The organism is Ktedonosporobacter rubrisoli (genome assembly GCF_004208415.1).
GTDB lineage: Bacteria > Chloroflexota > Ktedonobacteria > Ktedonobacterales > Ktedonobacteraceae > Ktedonosporobacter > Ktedonosporobacter rubrisoli.
Genome location: NZ_CP035758.1, coordinates 1,712,791 through 1,729,384, shown reverse-complemented (window position 1 = coordinate 1,729,384; position 16,594 = coordinate 1,712,791). Strand labels below are relative to the sequence as shown.

The following is a 16,594-nucleotide window of genomic DNA, read 5'->3' as shown; positions in this document are numbered from 1 at the left end:
TAAGCTGGTCGCCCAATGGCTCATCTATTGCTGCTGGCTTCAATAATGGCACAAATACCAGCGTCTATATCTGGGACGTCCACAAAGGAGCACTGATACAAATGCTCTCCGACTTCTCGGATAACATTGTAGACGTGTCCTGGTCACCGGATGGCAAACGGCTGGGCATGCTGGGTTATACGCACGATACATCTAACAACCGTATTCAAGAGACGCTCATTATTTGGAATAGCACGACGTGGAAGGAGATCGAGCAGCGACCAGATGTAACGGCTTTTGCCTGGTCACCGAACGGGCAACAAATTGCCTTAGCAGTGGCGAGCACAGATTACAGCCAGGAGAGAGATATCCGTATTGTTGATGCAGCAACAGGAAGCACGCTCAAGCTGATTGCTGAAGGAAGCAGCATTGGCAAGATCGCCTGGTCGCCTGACGGCACGTGCCTTGCCAGCGAGAACGCTGTCAACAGCGATATTCAGCTCTGGAACGTGGCGAATGGCCAATTACGCTATTCCTTCACAGAGGCCCCAGCCTACCAGCCTTCCTGGTCGCCAGATAGCCGCTATATCGTCAGTCTCAGAACATTCGCTCCCAATCCTCAATTCCCAATTGGAAAGGTAGAGATTATCGTCTGGGCCGCACGCTAAGCTGCCTCGGCCTCTGACAAGGAAAGCCCGGAAAACCTTAGCTTAAGCCTATTGAAATCACCAGGAGGAAAGCGCTCTAGTGCGCTTCCTCCTCATCTTTTGCGCGTTCCAGAATCTCGTGCGGGACCACATGGCGCTTCATTGGTCTCGAACGCAGGACAGTAGTTGTAGGAATACCATAGAGAGAAAGCTGATCAACAACGCGAGCCAGGTGATCAAGCGAGGTAGCTACCACCTTGACCATAATCCCATCTCCGCCCGTCTCACGATAGCACTCAAGCACTTCAGGAATTTCGCTCACTTTTGCAACAGCATGGCTACAACTATGCCCTCCAATGCCCTGCAAATGAATAATGGTCTGAATTGGGATGCCAAGTTTGCTCAGGTTCACTTCGGCATGATAGCCCGTTATAATACCAGCCTCTTCCATCTTACGTATGCGTTCGGTAACTGAGGGTATAGAGAGCCCAACGCGCTGTCCCAGCTCCGTATAGGAAAGGCGAGCACTTTCTTGTAACTCCTGCAGTAAGCGCCAGCCGGTTTCATCGAGCAGCTTCTCAATTTCTAAGGTCATAGCGCCTTCTTTCCGCAAAAACTAAGTATAGAGCTCACACATAGCTCTATTTTTATCTGTATTCTAGCACATCCTCAGCATATACTTTAAGAAAAGTAATCACTAAACAGCACAAGAAGGAGCCATAAGCAGCTTTATGCAAAGAGCACTTCATTTCGGCATCAAAACTTCACAGCTAACCGCAAATCCTGAAGCCTTACTCACCATCTGGCGCGCAGCCGATGCCTTGCCTATTTTCGAGCATGCCTGGATCTTTGATCATATCATGTCCCTGGGTGATGATCCCGGCGTTCCTTGCCTGGAGAGCTGGACCTTGCTAGCCGCCCTAGCCGTTCAGACCCGGCGCTTACGGATCGGCGTTATGGTTTCTGACAATACATATCGTCATCCAGGCATCTTAGCAAAAGTGGCCGCCACCGTGGATATCATGGCCCTGGGCAGGCTCAACTTTGGCCTCGGAACCGGCTGGTCCGAAACAGAGCACGTTGCCTATGGCATTCCCTTGCCCTCTGCCGGCGAACGCGTGCGCCGCTTAGCCGAGGCCTGTGAGCTGATCCGCCGCCTGTGGACAGAGCCCAGCGTAACCTTTGCAGGTAGCTATTATCAACTGAACAAAGCTATCTGCGAGCCCAAACCCGTACAAAAACCATTCCCACCCTTTGCCATCGGCGGTGAAGGCGAACATACCCTGCGCGTCATTGCCCGTTATGCAGATATCTGGGATTGCAGCGTGTCAACGCCCGAAGAATATCGCCAGAAGTGTGCGATATTAGAGCGCCATTGTGCCGCCATTGGCCGCGACCCGGCAAGTATCGCACACTCAAGACATATTGGCGTCGATTTTACTGATCTGGCGGCAACCGATCGGCAGACGCGTTCGTTTATCGAGGCCGGAGCCAATTACATCATTTATAGCTTGCAGCTATCCTCTTCGCCAGATAGTGTACGTCGTCTGGCCGAGGAAGTAGCTGAGCCTATTCGGGCTGCATACGCGCAATCATAGAAACAGTTGGCTGATCATCCTTATACTCAGCCCGCGCACATTGATGCTAATCCGAGGCGACTCGGAGCTGGATGGATGGGATATCCATCTTCATCTGATCTGATCAAGCGCTTGAAGCAGAGCTTTCCTTCATAGTTTCGTTCAGGCAGGTAGCTCCGCGCCGCCTAAGGAAGATCAGCATGCAGGAGCCCTCAACGCGAGAAGATAGTAATTTTTTCGGCGTAGCCTGTGACTTCAATAGCGTAGCATGGGGCGCTTGGATCAAAACCAGGACTTTGTAGCCGCGCATCGGGACCACTGCCACTCCATCTTTGACCGTCGAAGACCAATTCTGAGACCCAACCAGTGATGTGAATGCGCACGGCAACACCTGCGGGACGCTGAACTTCTACCCGTGATATGCTCGCGCCAAGGAAAATAGGAACTACACCAGAAGGTGTCCCCAGTTCCAGATGTAGCAAGCTATATCCTCCCATGACTTCCAGTTTGGCGAGATCAAGCTCACGCAGGTGCGCGCTAATCTCTCCTGTCCCATCCTGCAGCGCGATGCGCCAGGGAATGGCGGCGCTTAACGCAATCTCAGCAATCCCCTGCTTCTCGCCCAGCCTTAGCAGATTCCGTGGATAGCGCATGATCACAGCTCCATCTTTGGTCGAGACCCTGGGTAGCGGCCCCTCGAAGCGAGCCTGGTACAACCTCTCTAAGAGCGTGTCCGCGCGTAAGCTCAGTCTGTAGTTTCCAGCGGAGACAGCCAGCCGCCCCCTTACCTGCTCTTCAAGTGGAGCTGAGAAGTTCCCTTCTTCCTCCGCAGGAGCCTCCTGTTGCAAGAAGAGCAATTCCTGTCTGGCCTGGCGGTTGCTGTGTTGGAGAAACTCCAGCAGGAAGGCAATCTGTTCCTCATTATAGCGCGACGCCGCCTCGCCCCATATCTTTCCAACTGAAGGGAGAATTGAGCGAACTTGCTGCTCGTCGTCCTTGCCTGCCGCAAGCCTGACGATAATCTTGCGCCCGTCAATCTTGTCACGCTCCCTACGGAGTAGCCCAACCTTCTCCAGGCGGACAAGTATCCTGGTAATCGCTCCGGTCGTCAGCCCTGTAAGCTCGGCAAGCTGACCAGCTGTCAGGGGACCCATGAGCTCTAGCAGATCTAGAACCTGGATGTCGGTGACAGCCATCCCCGTGCGCGTCGTCGCAGCTCGTAAGAGAGAGGAAGATAGAGAGATCGATTGCCGAAGCTCTCGCATCAACTCCTCAAGTACCTTCGCGTTTTTGTCTTGAGAACCACTTGACAAGGAAGATTCCTCCTTCTATAATAATATTATCTTACAACGTCAATTAAATTTTTTCTTTTGCTTTCTAAGCAAAATAATTTCGTTGTATTGATTGATAGTAGAAGTGAATTGTAGTATAGCATAGGCCAGGCCAGGTGTCACGATGAGGTAACGCAGGACAAACGTGCCCGTTCCTGCGCTCATTCACTCTGCCTGACAACACCAAACGATTCAGCATTTTATCAAGGAGGACAAATAATGCACGTTATGGCTGTTTCCACGATCACTGACAACGAGAAGTTCTGGGGCTCTTTGAAAAAGGCGTACAGCCAGTTACCCAAAGGAGCCAGGTGGACCCTGGCCGTGGGGAGTAAGGACGGAACCAAAGCTGTGAACGTCATCGTTCACGACTCGCTCGACAACGTAAAGAGCTTCTTTGAGAAGCACGCCAGCTCCTATGGCACCACTGAATACTTCGAGGCTGATGCCGCTAATGCGGTAGGTCTGCCGAAAAAATAACTTCCGCGAGAGGGCCGAGCAAAACCCGGCCGATCTCTTAGGATGAGTAAATAAGCCCGCAGCCCGTGAACGTAGCCGCGAAGGCTGTCTAGAGCAATCAACTAGCGCTAAGCATGCCCTGGCCGGTGGAAAGCTCGCGGTGCTGCGGAGAAATCAACGCAGAGAGAAGGAAGGAGTCCTCAATGGCAAAAGGGAGAGATGTAGCACAGCTTCAAACTCGGGTTTCCGCACTCCTCGCGGAATACAAGATCCCGAGTGCTGTGATCGGCGTTCTTCACAATGGAGAGATTACCGAACTAGCTGTTGGTAGCAAAAACGTGTTAACGCAGGAACCCGCGACGACCGAGACCATCTACCAGTGTGGCTCTATGACCAAGACATGGACGGCCCTCGCATTCATGCAGCTTGTCGATGAAGGAAAAATCGATCTTGACAAGCCGGTGCGGACCTACCTCCCTACCTTCACAGTTGCCGATCCCGAAGCCAGCGCCAAAGTTACACCCCGTCATCTTCTGTACCACACGAACGGTATTGAGGAGGATTACGGCAATCCCGGCGAAGACGACGACGTTTACGAGCGTATGATCGACAATATTGCAGATGCACCGCAAGTTTTTCCTCTGGGCTACACTCATGGATACAGCGCAGCCCTTGGCTACGCAATCCTCGCCCGCATCATGGAAGTCATAGACGGCAAGCGCTGGGACGATATTATGAAGGATCGTCTTTTCGACCCTCTTGGCTTGAGCAGCACAAGCAGTTGGCGCGAACAAGTGGAGCAGGATAGGGCCGCGACGGGCCATATACTCCGCTCCCTGGAAGAAGGACCCATTGTTACCCCAGTGGAGTACTTGCCGCGCGCCTTTGGCCCCGGCGGCAACGTCACCTCGACAGTTCGGGAAGTGCTAGCGATGGCGCACGTCCTCCTCAACGGAGGTAAAGCCCCGAGTGGAAGACAAATTGTTTCGGCCAGAAGCATTCGCGAGATGATGGAGTCGCGCGTTCCCATCCCTGATCCATACATGTTTGGGCCGGCATGGGCTCTGGGCCTCATCGTGTGCGATTGGCATGGCAAGACGGTCTATGCAAGCGATGGCAGCACTATTGGTCAGAACGTGCGCCTACGTATCCTGCCAGATTCGAACCTCGCTATTGCGATGCTGACGAACGGCGGACCGCGCGAGAGCTTCTACAAGCAGGTGTTCAATGAAATCCTGGCCAGTCTTGGAGCAGTTACGATCCCTGACTTGCCCAGTCCCGATCCAACGCTCTCGCTCGACTTCTCAAGGTATGAGGGTATATATGCGCGGCCAGGTTCCCGCTACGAAGTAGAAGCCGAAGGCGGGAAGCTCTTCCTGACATACGACCTCAACCCTATGCAGGCACAATTTCTCGGGAAACCCGACCGTCTCAAATACGAGCTGCTGCCAATAAGCGAGACGCATTTCTTGATGCCTTCGGACGATCCGCTCGAAGACACGCAGACCGTTGCGCTCTACGACTTCAAGAATGGGGTCGCGCAGTACCTTCACACCAATAGCCGCGTCAATCCAAGGGCCAATAACTAAGGCCTGGGCAGTCCTTTCATACTCATAAGGCTCGCTCTGCTCACCAGCTTGTAGCAAACTCCTCATGCTTGCTCTAATACTGTATGATAGAGGGCAGATGGATCAGGCTACATTTTCGCGCAGCAAGGAGAAAAAATGAAGGTAACCGTTTGTGAGCTTCCTGATGACCGAACAGCATTTGTCGCGGCCTGGGAAGCCTTGATTGCCTACGTTAGAAAGCAGCAGAGCGAGCTCGTTCTTTTACCAGAATTACCCTTCTCAACCTGGTTCGGCACAACGCCCCGCTTCGAGGAGCAGATCTGGCAACAGGCTCAGGCGGAACACGATACGATGATGGATCAGTTATCCGAACTTGCCCCGGCCATCGTTCTGGGTACGCGACTAATCACTGAGGGTGGACGACACCTGAATCGTGGGTTTGCCTGGACGCAGGCCCAGGGCTACACCGGCGTACACGACAAATACTACCTTCCCGATGAGGCGGGCTTCTATGAGCGCTGCTGGTTCGACCGCAATCGCCGCGATTTTACGCCTGTTCAGCTGGACGAACTGAGCATTAGTTTCCTGATCTGTACCGAGGTGATGTTCACGGAGTGGGCCAGGCATTACGGCAAGCAGGGCGCAAATATCATTGCGGTCCCGCGCGCTGCGACGCGCCATGATCGCTGGATAGTTGCCCCCCGCATGGCTGCCATTGCCTCAGGCGCCTTTGTCATTTCGTCTAATCGCGTTGACGAGCGCACCTTTGCCGGACGAGGGCTGATCATCGGTCCCGATGGAGATATCCTGGCCGATACTTCTCGTCAGGAGCCTTTTGCTACCGTCGATATTGATCTAGAGGAAAGCGCCAGAGCTAAACGCAGTTATCCACGCGACGTACCAGAGTAGCGCCCCGCGCTCAGTATTTATCCTTCTTGCCCGGCAACGTATAGCTTACTCTGGGCGTTTGCCCCACTTAACGTTCAGCTAGCAGACTACAAGAAGCTGATAAAATCAACCTTTGCCTAGATAATAGATAAAAATGGATCGCCCTGCGTGCGTAGGGCGATCCCGCGGCCTGCCTTTAAGAAGCCACGAAAGCTACGGGTAAAAGCTGCTATTGGCGCACGGTGTATCGGTCGAGATATAGATATCCGGCCAGTCAAATGGTGCAATACTATATTGTCCAAAGGGGGCATGCGGCCAACCTACGACGCATGGTTTCACCTTATCAGATCGCGCTTCTCTTGCAAGTAAGTCTCTCCATCAGACAGCTTCTCCCTCCTCTTTCGCCTTTCCAAAACGGGAAGGTATCCAGAGCAGAGTAATTGCGCAGCTAAGCAACAACACAACTCCAGCCACACCCAGAGCTATATGCATGCCCGTCAAGGCAGCACTCCCGCTCATACTGCTAAAGATCGAGCCCAGAATAGCCACACCAAAAGTTCCGCCAGCTTGCCGACTGGCATTGAGCACACCCGAAGCTATACCTGAGTATCGGCGAGCTACCGCGCCTAGAAGAGCTGCGGTCAGAGCAGGAACAGCGGAAGAGCCACCAAAGCCAATCGCCAGAAAAAAGACAACTACCAACCAGTAGCCGAGGCTTTCGCCAATACTCAAGTAGGCAAAGATGCCAGCCGCACACAGAGCCAGGCCTCCCAGCACCGGCACGCGCGGACCAAAGCGGGCTGTAAGCTGGCCGGCCAGCGGCATAGCCGCGACATTGATGAGCGTCAGAGGCAATAAATGCAATCCGGTCTCCCAGGCCGAATAGCCCTTCGCCTGCTGATAGAATATGCTGAGTAAGAAGAGCAGGCCATAAAAGCTGAAGTTGAGCAACAGGCCTACGCTCGTCGTGGCGGAAAAGGTCGCCGAACGGAACAAGGTGAGCGGTAACATAGGGCTCGCGCTACGCAGCTCAATCAGCACAAACGCAATGCCTGATGCCACGCAAAGCAGGAACGCCAGCAACACGGGAGACGCATTCCAACCCATTGGCTCCCCTTCGATCAAGGCAAACGTCAAGGCGGCAAGGGCAAGAATAGCACTCATCTGTCCCCAGATATCAAGCGATCCATGAGCAGATCTTCCCGCCTCTGTCACAAAACGCCAGGTAATCACCATACCTATTACACCCACAGGAAGATTGATAAAAAATATGGTTCGCCATCCTGCATCCTCTACCAATAAGCCTCCAATAACCGGGCCAGCTGAAGCCGCTATGGCCGCAATCATAGCCCAGACCCCTATCGCAGACGCGCGTTTACGCCCATCGGGATAAGCGTTGCTAATAATTGCCAATGAAGCAGGAACCAGCAGCGCTGCCCCTATCCCCTGAAACACGCGCGCAATCAGGAACACACTAAGCATTGGGGCGGTTCCGCAAAGCGCGGAAGAAAGTGTAAAGACCAGAAGACCCGCCAGGAAAATGCGCTTGCTTCCATAGCGATCGCTCAGGGTACCTGTCATAAGCAACAGACTGGCAAAGGCAAGCGTATAGCTGGCGGTTACCCATTGCAGATCAGAGATATTCGTGCCTAAAGCTCTTTGAATCGCCGGCAATGCGACATTGACGACAGTGGTATCCAGAATCACCATAAAGTAACCACAGGCGCAAGCTACTAAAGTCCACCACTGCATTCCGCTGGTTTTCATATTCAGCTGGTTGCGTTGCCCAGCTTGCGTTGTATACATTTGTGCTCTCATTCTCCCTGGCTATAGACCGAAGTTGCTACACACTATCCCCGGGCGACAAAAAGTGCATTTCCACAAAGCCTTGCTTCGAAGCAGAAATTTTGCTGAGAATCTTATACTCTATTCCTGTCTTCATGTTGACCTGTTGCCATCCTGGAGATAGCCAAAGGCTGATTCGCTGGCTAGCAAATAGAAGCTCTCCTCTTGCGAAGAGATCAGCCAGATAGTTGGCTAGAAGCCAGCTTCTTTCGCCCACGAGCAAGTATACAAATTCGAGCGCGCTCAAAGTCAAGAGGAAGCTTAATAGCCTTACCTCGGTCTCAACTTATCCTTTCAACGCCATAATTGCCATCGCCCACCATAGTTTGCAAAGCAAGAACCTGATAGTGCCATACCTTCCCAGCGGGTATACTCCCGCTAGTGTAATGCCCACAACACAGAAAGAAGGATTAGCAAATATGCGTTATAAATTACTGGGAAAAAGTGGTCTGCGCGTTTCCGAGCTCAGCCTGGGAACGATGACCTTCAGCGATATCTGGGGATGGGGAGCAAATCGCCAGGAGAGCCGCAAGATCTTCGAGACATTCGCTGAGGCAGGCGGTAATTTTATTGATACGGCCAATGTCTATACCAACGGTGAGAGCGAAAAGCTGGTCGGCGAGTTTATCGCTGCCGATCGTGAACGCTTCGTGGTCGCCAGCAAGTACGCACTCAGTTTCCAATCAGGAGGCGACCCAAACCGAGCTGGTAGCCAGCGCAAGAATATGATTCAGTCGTTGGAAGCTAGCCTCAAACGCCTGGGAACCGAGTACATCGATCTCTATTATGTTCATGCCTGGGATTTTCTAACCCCGGTCGAAGAAGTCATGCGCGGCCTCGACGATCTGGTTAGATCTGGCAAAGTCCTCTACGTCGGCGTCTCGAATGCTCCCGCCTGGGTAGTAGCGCAAGCCAACACGCTAGCAGAACGTTACGGCTGGAGTCCTTTCGTTGCGCTATCCGCGCAATATAATTTAATCGAACGAACGGCCGAACGAGAGCTTCTACCGATGGCCGAAACCCTCGACGTCGCAGTTACGGCCTGGTCGCCGCTGGCCTTTGGGCTCCTCAGTGGCAAATATACGCGCAACTCATTGGAGGAAGCGGAAAAAGGGCGTCTTGACGATGAAGGCTTTAACTCGCTTGGCTTCATTGAGCGCTCCGAGCGGAACCTTAGCATCGCTCGCGCGGCACAGCAGATAGCCGACGAGATTGGATGCAGTACACCTCAGGTAGCATTAGCCTGGTTGCGTGCGCAATCGAAAACCCTTATTCCTATCATTTCCGGCCGCACAGCTTCCCAGATCAAGGATAACCTCGGCTGCCTGGATCTGGAGCTATCAGTTGAGCACCTACGCCGCTTAGATGAGGCCAGCCGGACACCGCTGGGCTTTCCTCTGGACTTCCTGGCCAGCGGCAGTGGTATTTATCAAGTATATGGAGGAATGCTACAGGTTATCGATTCAGATCGACACGCTCCCTTGCTCAAGGCTGCCCGGCTGAATCTCGGCGACCAATAAAGCTTCAGAGCTGGTCTGACAACCTGCTAGTCAGCCTGTCATAGTCAGTTCCCTAAGTTGAGGGTGCCCACTTCAGGGCACCTTCACAACCTGGCTCTAAACAAAGCCCTGGAAGACCTGGCGGAGAAAGGATAGATACGAAACCAGGGCAAATACATATCACTGGAAAAGATATGAAAGGTGATAGAAAAAGAGATATTGTTTTCCTGATTATTTATGGTAATCTTATGAGTGTCAGGGCATTCCCCCCAGCGCATGATTTCTCAGTCAGTTGAAAAAACGAATGCCCTGAAATACATATATAATACTTGATTCAAATCAAATAATTTCGGGAAGAGGGACTTTTTCAAAAGCTAAATTTTATAGAATCAATGCTCGCACCCCACTGCTCTACTACAACCCGCTTGGGAAAGCCTCCAGGAGCTGCTGCCTGGAGGCTTTTTCTTGCATTTCTGCAATATTATCATCACGGAAAACTCGCATAAATCGACTCTCCACTAAGAAATCCCATCATATTAACCCACATAAATAGTACGGCTTTCTAAGCATTTTCTTAACATATTTTCAGGGATTATTTAACATTTCTATAGAATTATTATGCGTGCAAAAGCGTGTAATTACTGAGGCGGTGATAAATAGTATTGGTACTTATAAGCAGGATTTATTAAGTTTCCCGGTGCCACTTCCACCACAAGACAGCTCCAGTCTCTACAAAGACGTGTCTTATGCGTTAAAGCGGTCACTGTAGAGAAAGGCGAACCGGCTTTTCTACAGATGTAGGAATGGTGTCTGACAAGAGATCGATGAGGATCTTCTTACAGAAAGGTTGATAGTTATGGCACAGTATGGAACAACACCACGTGATCAAGAGCATGTAGATGTAATACGAGAAGACGTAGCAAGTCCCGCCCCGTTAGGTCTAAGCATTCTCGCCTTCGCTACAGCCCTTATTGGCTGCTTCTACGCAGGTTTCATCATCCCGTATGCAGTGCCTGCCATCAGGGTAGCGTTAGGACCGGTGCTTCTCATATCAGGAATAGTACTGATACTGGCTGGTATGTGGGAGTTTCGTAAAAATTACACGATCTCTGCAACCATTTTCACCACTTATGGAGGCTTTCTGGCCGCCGTTGGCCTGGTCTTCATGCCGACCCTTGGCATTATAAGTGCATTGGGAGGAGTAAGGTTGCTCAGCCTCACGCTAGGCCTGATCTTCCTTTGTTGGACCATTGTCAATGCAATCCTGTTTCTTGGCACATTGAGAACCAACGTTTCATTAATGGTTTCAATGCTGCTCTTAACGGTTGCCTTTCTGCTCTTAACCATCGGGCAGCTGGCATTTGATAACAGGGTTCTGCTGGCAATTGGCGGATGGATTGCTATTGTCTGTGCCTTGTTCACCTGGTTGGCGGCGGCTGCCAGCATCCTGAGCACAACTGGCGTTCATGGTGGCTTCAGGCTACCGCTTGGACAGAAAATAGCGGCAGTTGAATAATAGTTATCGTTATTACAAACGAACAGTCGATTGGAAAGCCGGTTCGCTTTCCTGCTAGCGGATAACATTTATTGCCGCCGAACAGGCTAAGATGTTATCCAACGAAGCATCTCCCTGAAGCTCTGGAATGCTACCCCTCGTGGAAAGAGGGTTCACGTCCAGGTATCGGGTAGATGCTTTGCTGCATCTGCTATTTTCCATCAATACTCACATTCGGTACCGGATACCTACTATACCTATGCTGCAGGCTTAACGAGCTGTGTAAGAACCTGATTCATGGTGCATTTCTCCCAGATAACTTGTCCATATCAGCCAGGGAAGGGCTTTCCACAAACTTGAAAAGTAGTCCAAGCCACAGCTTGATCCTCACGGCAAGTAGCACCCATAAGCGACACTGCTCATGTGAAAGTGATGGCGTACAATCAAGTGCCAAGTAGATGTGATGGCTGATACGGTGATATCAGATTGCACAAATCGGTTGCCGTTGGACTCAAAGAGCCCACGGTAGTTATCAGTTTCGAGAATATTGTGAAGCTGTGCACCGCTTTTGGTATCGACAAAGTAACCTAACTTGTCATTGAAGAGATATAAAGTGTCGCCGTCAAAACCGGCATCCACAATATCATTATGAAAGTCGAATGTTTGAATAATTCGTTCGCTGGCTTTATCAATGATATAGGCATGAGCTAGGAACGGAGCTTTCCCATAATCGGCCGCCACGACCACTGCCGTACTCGTATTCTCATCCAACAACGTACCCCTGCCCTCACCAGGTATGATATAATCGCGCGACCTGGGCAAATGGGATACAGAAGTAGTGCAGTAAGAGGGAACTTGAACGCTACCGAAATGGGCAAGTACTGGTTGCACGACGAAGTAACCGAGCAAAATACTGAAAAGTGCTAAGATGGCGGCCCCACTCAGTAGTATGCGCTTCCTAGATAAGGCCTTTTGCCAAGCTTTCATAAACGAGATCATATACCCTCCAGCAAGCACATAGAAGTGCTTCTAAACGACATGGTTGGAGATGCTCAGCCCATATTACCAGGAATATGACTCTGAAGTCAGAAGGTATTAGCGATCAGTAACCTCTCCTTTGACAGTTGGAGGACGCCACCAAATGGCGGAACCGACAGCAAGGAGTCCAAAGACAACGGGCAGCAATACACTGAAAAGGGTCCCACCGACGGAAAAGCTGCAGAGGGCGACGAGGAGCAGCACTGCAATAGAAACTCCCATCAGTCTATACCACTTTTTCCCCCTCATTCCCTTCCGATGATAGATAGACGCAGCCACAGCAAACAAGATGACCATGGGCACAAAATCAAGGATGAGATGAAGTAACAAATTCATAACAGTACCTCCAGATTCAGACACAATTGCGTTCTATCGCCCATTCTTCTTTGGGAGAACAATAGTTGCCAGTTTACAGGAGGAACATTACAGATAGCGGTGAGGAAAGATGAACAACACATGAACAGTTGCTCAACATTTGCAACCCATACGCTGTGCTTCTAGCGACTTAAGCGAAAATGGAGCATAATGAAGGAGATGGAAGGAGCATAGAGAGTAAGATGAACCAGCCGACAACGATTCTCATTGTGGATGACGATAGCGCCATTGCCTATCTGCTCAGAGACTTCTTTAAAGCAGAGGGTTTTCATGTCCTGGTCGCGTCAGATGCAAACAAAGCACTCAATATTGTGCAAGAGACACCAGTGGACTGCATGATCCTCGATGTAATGATGCCTGGACGCTCTGGCTTTGACCTCTGTCGCCAGCTTCGCGAAACCAGCGACCTGCCAATTCTCTTCCTCAGTGCGTATGACAGCGATAGGGAGAGATTGCGCGGCTTTGGCCTGCAAGGAGACGACTATATCGCAAAATCGGCTTCGCCCAGCGAGATTGTTGCGCGCGTAAAGGCTGTCCTTCGGCGCTGCCAGAGGGAAAAGCCGTCGAGCAGAGTCTACAACTTTGGCCGTCTGATGATTGATCCAGTGGCGCACGAAGTTTTGAGAGATGGATGTCCTGTACCCTTTACGACAAGAGAGTTTGCGCTGCTGTGTCTGTTGGCAGAGCACCCTCGCCAGGTGTTCACGCGTGAGCAACTCTTTGAGCGTTTCTGGGGTGAGATTGGTGATCGGCAGACTGTTACCGTCCATATTCGGCGTATCCGGGAAAAGATTGAGGAGAATCCAGCCGATCCGCGTTACATTATCACTGTGCGCGGTGTAGGCTATCGCTTTGAAGGAGTGAGCCAGTGAAGAGGCGTCCCATGCGAAGGTGGTTCGCCAGAGTCTGGTTACTGTATGCCGTGCTGATGTTCATTGCGGTAGGAATGATCATTATCACGTTTGTGGCGGCGGGATCTGGCAATACAGGCGGGCAGCCACTTCCACTTGTTCCCCGATTGTGGCTTGTGGCGGCATTGATTCTGGTCATCCTGCTTGTCATGCAAGCGCTGCTTGTGGCGATGACAGCACGCTTTCTCCATCGATCCATCCTGATGCCCCTGGATGCGATAGGGAAGGCAAGCAGACAGATTGGGCAAGGAAATCTCTCATTTCTGCTGCCATCCTCCTCTACAATGGAGATGGCCGAAGTGATAACGGCCTTTAACGCGATGGGGAAAGCATTGCGGGAAGCACTGGCCCGTCAGGAGAAGCTGGAAGAGGAGCGGCGTTTCTTCATTAGTGCGGTAGTGCATGACCTACGCACGCCGCTCTTTTCCTTGCGCGGCTACCTGGAAGGGATCGAAGCAGGTGTCGCTGATACGCCTGAAATGATTGCTCATTACATACGGGTCTGTTGTGAGAAGGCTAATGATCTTGAGCACCTGATTACTGACCTCTTTACCTATACCCGGCTTGAATTGCTGGAATTGCAACCACAACGCGAACACGTAGATATGGATGAATTGTTGCAAAAGGTTGTGGAAGACATGCGCCCTATAGCAGAGAGCTCGGCACTCACGTTGACGGCAAGGTGCGAAGGATCGCCAGGCTTGGACACGATGGTGGTAGATCGGCGGCTGATCACGCGAGCCTTGGAGAATCTGCTGGATAACGCGATTCGTTATACTCCGCGCTATGGTTCTATTGCGTTTAACTGGACTTGGAGCGAAGAACACTTGCTGCTCACAGTAGCCGATACGGGGCCTGGCATTGCTCCCCAGGATCTTCCACATGTATTTAAGCCGTTGCATCGTGGAGAGGCATCGCGCAATCGGCAAACAGGAGGAGCAGGTCTTGGTCTGAGCATCGCACAGCAGATCTTTCAGGCCCATGGTGGAGAACTTTCCGTTACGAACCGAGCCAGCGGAGGAGCCATGTTCCTTGGTGTTTTACCAATATCTAGAACGTAGACCTTGAGGATATGCCAAAGGTCTACGTTCTAGATACTGGATTTTATCCCTTGAACATTCGTGGGTGAAGAAAGGAGTGAAGTGAATCCAAATGACTAGACAGATTTTCACGCCACTGCCGTCTCTTGCGCATCTAAAAGTGGAATGACAGCAACCCTTGCATACGAAATAAGAGGTAGCATCCATCTGGTAAACGCTCTGGGCCACGAGCATGGGGGACATTAGTGCCAGAACCCATCAACCTGGAGGAGGTCGTCGAAGCCTTAGCCCAACACCCCATCCTCTCGCTGCTCGACGAAGAACAGACCTAAGCAAAGCTGAGTGCACTGTTTCGGGGGGATATGCAAAAAGCCCCAAAATGGCGCGAAGTTGATTTTCGATAGTTCCTGGGTATCTCAATTCCGCACGAGCAACAAGGTAAGCCCGGGCGATCCATATGATGGCAGATCGCGTGGAGATGGTGCCTACGCAGAAAGAGCAAGATAGGAGAAGTTTTGCCTCTTCTGCTGTGCTACACTCTCCCTTGTCGAGCGCAGGCGCGCTCTGTCCTGAACGGGGAAAGAAGTGCCTGACTCTCGTTCTGACTCGACCAAGAAAGAAGAGGTGGGAACCATTTTTCATCGTATTGCCGCAACAGTGGTGTTTGTCAAAGACATGAATATATGCACGCTTGGCCTTGAGGTGACAAAACATGCTCCCGAAGTCAACCTCTGGGAGATCAACCAGCCCTATTGCATCGATGACAGAGAGGTAGGAGAAACTAGAGAATGATCACCCCCTTTACTCTTGCGATCCCACAAGCCGATTTAGATGATCTGAAAGCGAGACTCGCCCGAGTTCGCTGGGCCAATGAACTCTCTGGTGTGGGCACCGATTATGGTGTGCCTCTCTCTCCCATCAAGCGACTCGTCAAGTACTGGCAAGAGGGCTACGACTGGCGGATCTGGGAAGCGAAACTCAATGCCTATCCGCAGTTTACCACCACCATCGATGGACAAAACATCTACTTCCTGCATATTCGCTCTAGAGAAGAGGGCGCTTTGCCACTGCTTCTGACCCACGGCTGGCCCTCGTCAGTGGTAGACTACCTCGATCTGATCGGACCACTCACCGATCCCCGCTCCCATGGCGGTGAGGCAGCTCAGGCCTTCCACCTGGTCATCCCTTCGCTTCCCGGCTTTGGGTTTTCTGGACCCACCCATGCTGTAGGCTGGGATCGCTACCGTGTCGCTCGTGCATGGGCTGAGCTAATGCACCGACTTGGCTATGAGCGCTATGGCTTGCATGGCAATGATTGGGGATCTATTGTCTCCCCGGAGGTGGGCCGCTGCGATCCCGAGCATGTCGTTGGTGTGCATGTGACTCAGATCTTCTCAGAGGCTTCTGGTGATCCAGCTGAGATGGAAGCCCTCTCTGAAGAGGAAAAGCAGCAATGGCAGGCCATTCAATGGTGGGAGAAAAATAAGGGAGTTTACAACTTGGCGCAGTCTACAGTGCCTCAGACCCTGGCTCATGCGCTTGCCGATTCGCCGGTGGGACAGCTGGCCTGGAATTACCAGATCTACGGAGACGACGAGAGTGACGACTACATCCTCACCAATGTGATGATCTACTGGTTGACGAATACTGCTGCCTCCTCGGCGCGCTTTTACTACGAGAATGCTCACGCCAAGCATGTGCCAACCGAGCCCACCACTATCCCGCTCGGTCTCTCGAAGTTTGCTAACGACTATCCGGCTATCAGGCCCTTTGCCGAGCGCGACCACAAGAACATTGTCTTCTGGAGGATCTATGACCGAGGCAACCATTTTGCCACACAGACAGCTCCCAACCTCCTCATCAACGACATTCGAGCCTTCTTTGCACAGGTGCGTCAAGGATGAGGTGCTCAACCATGATTGAGAGGGTTGCATTCCCCTCA

Annotated in this window: 16 protein-coding genes; 11 read left to right on the top strand and 5 right to left on the bottom strand. The window is 51.8% G+C overall.

What is annotated here, in order from left to right; genetic code table 11:
* Positions 1-101 precede the first annotated feature (101 nt).
* A complete protein-coding gene (locus tag EPA93_RS07955) occupies positions 102-647 on the top strand; it encodes a WD40 repeat domain-containing protein (protein ID WP_129886542.1) in 546 nt (181 codons plus the stop codon).
* Between the two features lie 76 nt (positions 648-723).
* On the opposite strand, the gene EPA93_RS07950 is transcribed toward EPA93_RS07955, so the two are convergent.
* Positions 724-1,221, bottom strand: coding sequence for an Lrp/AsnC family transcriptional regulator (locus EPA93_RS07950; RefSeq protein WP_129886541.1), 498 nt, complete (start codon positions 1,219-1,221; stop codon positions 724-726).
* 136 nt (positions 1,222-1,357) lie between these two features.
* Here EPA93_RS07950 and EPA93_RS07945 point away from each other — a divergent pair, with 136 nt between their 5' ends.
* Entirely contained in the window at positions 1,358-2,224 is an 867-nt protein-coding gene (locus tag EPA93_RS07945) for a TIGR03560 family F420-dependent LLM class oxidoreductase (RefSeq protein WP_129886540.1), read from the top strand.
* A gap of 191 nt (positions 2,225-2,415) precedes the next feature.
* Here EPA93_RS07945 and EPA93_RS07940 read toward each other — a convergent pair whose 3' ends face one another.
* On the bottom strand, positions 2,416-3,516 hold the full coding sequence (locus tag EPA93_RS07940; protein ID WP_129886539.1) for a MarR family winged helix-turn-helix transcriptional regulator: 1,101 nt from the start codon (positions 3,514-3,516) through the stop codon (positions 2,416-2,418).
* 237 nt (positions 3,517-3,753) lie between these two features.
* Here EPA93_RS07940 and EPA93_RS07935 point away from each other — a divergent pair, with 237 nt between their 5' ends.
* The 3 genes from EPA93_RS07935 to EPA93_RS07925 all read left to right on the top strand — a co-directional run bounded on the left by EPA93_RS07935 (position 3,754) and on the right by EPA93_RS07925 (position 6,470).
* Positions 3,754-4,014, top strand: coding sequence for a hypothetical protein (locus EPA93_RS07935; RefSeq protein ID WP_129886538.1), 261 nt, complete (start codon positions 3,754-3,756; stop codon positions 4,012-4,014).
* Positions 4,015-4,196: 182 nt separating this feature from the next.
* Positions 4,197-5,582 carry a serine hydrolase gene (locus EPA93_RS07930; RefSeq protein WP_129886537.1) on the top strand — a complete coding sequence of 462 codons (1,386 nt, stop codon included), beginning with the start codon at positions 4,197-4,199 and terminating at the stop codon, positions 5,580-5,582.
* Positions 5,583-5,717: 135 nt separating this feature from the next.
* Positions 5,718-6,470, top strand: a complete 753-nt coding sequence (locus EPA93_RS07925) for a carbon-nitrogen hydrolase family protein (RefSeq protein WP_129886536.1) — start codon at positions 5,718-5,720, stop codon at positions 6,468-6,470.
* A gap of 357 nt (positions 6,471-6,827) precedes the next feature.
* Here EPA93_RS07925 and EPA93_RS07920 read toward each other — a convergent pair whose 3' ends face one another.
* A complete protein-coding gene (locus EPA93_RS07920) occupies positions 6,828-8,255 on the bottom strand; it encodes an MFS transporter (RefSeq protein ID WP_165422951.1) in 1,428 nt (475 codons plus the stop codon).
* Between the two features lie 458 nt (positions 8,256-8,713).
* On the opposite strand from EPA93_RS07920, the gene EPA93_RS07915 reads away from it, so the two are divergent.
* Positions 8,714-9,814, top strand: coding sequence for an aldo/keto reductase (locus EPA93_RS07915; protein ID WP_129886534.1), 1,101 nt, complete (start codon positions 8,714-8,716; stop codon positions 9,812-9,814).
* Between the two features lie 835 nt (positions 9,815-10,649).
* The gene (locus tag EPA93_RS07910; protein WP_129886533.1) at positions 10,650-11,309 is read left to right on the top strand and encodes an acetate uptake transporter; all 660 of its coding nucleotides are present in this window, start codon (positions 10,650-10,652) and stop codon (positions 11,307-11,309) included.
* A gap of 366 nt (positions 11,310-11,675) precedes the next feature.
* Here EPA93_RS07910 and EPA93_RS07905 read toward each other — a convergent pair whose 3' ends face one another.
* Together EPA93_RS07905 and EPA93_RS07900 are read right to left on the bottom strand one after the other, a co-directional pair.
* Positions 11,676-12,059: a hypothetical protein gene (locus EPA93_RS07905; RefSeq protein ID WP_129886532.1), complete on the bottom strand. Its 384-nt coding sequence runs from the start codon at positions 12,057-12,059 to the stop codon at positions 11,676-11,678.
* A gap of 324 nt (positions 12,060-12,383) precedes the next feature.
* On the bottom strand, positions 12,384-12,662 hold the full coding sequence (locus EPA93_RS07900) for a hypothetical protein (RefSeq protein ID WP_129886531.1): 279 nt from the start codon (positions 12,660-12,662) through the stop codon (positions 12,384-12,386).
* Positions 12,663-12,883: 221 nt separating this feature from the next.
* On the opposite strand from EPA93_RS07900, the gene EPA93_RS07895 reads away from it, so the two are divergent.
* The 4 genes from EPA93_RS07895 to EPA93_RS07885 all read left to right on the top strand — a co-directional run bounded on the left by EPA93_RS07895 (position 12,884) and on the right by EPA93_RS07885 (position 16,556).
* Positions 12,884-13,573: a response regulator transcription factor gene (locus tag EPA93_RS07895; RefSeq protein ID WP_129886530.1), complete on the top strand. Its 690-nt coding sequence runs from the start codon at positions 12,884-12,886 to the stop codon at positions 13,571-13,573.
* The gene (locus EPA93_RS07890; RefSeq protein WP_129886529.1) at positions 13,570-14,673 is read left to right on the top strand and encodes a sensor histidine kinase; all 1,104 of its coding nucleotides are present in this window, start codon (positions 13,570-13,572) and stop codon (positions 14,671-14,673) included. The genes EPA93_RS07895 and EPA93_RS07890 overlap by 4 nt, the downstream gene beginning before the upstream one ends.
* Positions 14,674-15,276: 603 nt before the next feature.
* On the top strand, positions 15,277-15,444 hold the full coding sequence (locus EPA93_RS48250) for a hypothetical protein (RefSeq protein ID WP_165422950.1): 168 nt from the start codon (positions 15,277-15,279) through the stop codon (positions 15,442-15,444).
* Entirely contained in the window at positions 15,441-16,556 is a 1,116-nt protein-coding gene (locus EPA93_RS07885; protein WP_129886528.1) for an epoxide hydrolase family protein, read from the top strand. The genes EPA93_RS48250 and EPA93_RS07885 overlap by 4 nt, the downstream gene beginning before the upstream one ends.
* Positions 16,557-16,594: the final 38 nt, after the last annotated feature.